General features: G+C 56.4%; 1 pseudogene. It reads right to left on the minus strand.

Annotated features, from left to right (window positions below):
• Positions 1-989: pseudogene (locus CU669_RS21530) on the minus strand (beta strand repeat-containing protein); the annotation flags it as partial.

Consider the following 989-nt stretch of genomic DNA (forward strand, 5'->3'; position numbering starts at 1 on the left):
CTGCCATCCGCCAACCCGGTCACCGAGGGCTGATATTGATCGCTGGCGGTGGTGGTGTTGATCAGGAACTCGCCGCCGATCTTGCTCCCATTGGCGTCGAAATGTTGGCCATACACGCCAAAGCCGTTGCCGTCCTGGCCGTATGATTGCCACGTCGCCACGAAACTGCCGTCCGCCAACCCGGTCACCGAGGGCTGATATTGATCGCCGGCAGTGGTGGTGTTGATCAGGAACTCGCCACCAATCTTGGTGCCGTCAGCGTTGAAATGCTGGCCATACACACCCCATCCATTGGCGTCTTGGCCTGGACTGTAAGATACATATGACATCCAGGTCGCCACGAAACTTCCATCCGCCAATGCCGTCAAGGATGCCTGATCATGCATGCCCGACATCGTGGAATTGGCAATCGTGCTGTCCCGATTAAGCATATCAGCGGAATCCAGGACCTTAATCATAATATTCATTGTATTAGATGAAGTATCTGCATAGCCAACGGCCAGATTGCCATTGGCGAGACCAATGACCGATGGATACATCTGACTGTTCAAGCTGGCATCGCTAATCTGGAACTCACCACCGGCCTTGGTGCCATCGGCATAGAAATGCTGGCCATACACACCCCATTGGCTGCCGTCCTGGCCGGCAGACATCCAGCTCGCCACAAAGCTGCCGTCGGCCATTCCCGTTACCGTTGGCATGTACTGATCACTAACGATATTGGTGTTAATCAAGAACTCGCCGCCGATCTTGCTCCCATTGGCGTTGAAATGCTGGCCATACGCACCCCATCCGCTGCCGTCCTGGCCGTATGATTGCCACGTCGCCACGAAACTGCCGTCCGCCAACCCGATCACCGAGGGCTGATATTGATCGCTGGCGGTGGTGGTGTTGATCTGGAACTCGCCGCCGATCTTGGTCCCATTGGCGTTGAAATGCTGGCCATACGCACCCCATCCGCTGCCGTCCTGGCCGAGAGACTGCCACGT

Origin of the sequence: Paramagnetospirillum kuznetsovii, assembly GCF_003284725.1 — a bacterium.
Lineage (GTDB): Bacteria > Pseudomonadota > Alphaproteobacteria > Rhodospirillales > Magnetospirillaceae > Phaeospirillum > Phaeospirillum kuznetsovii.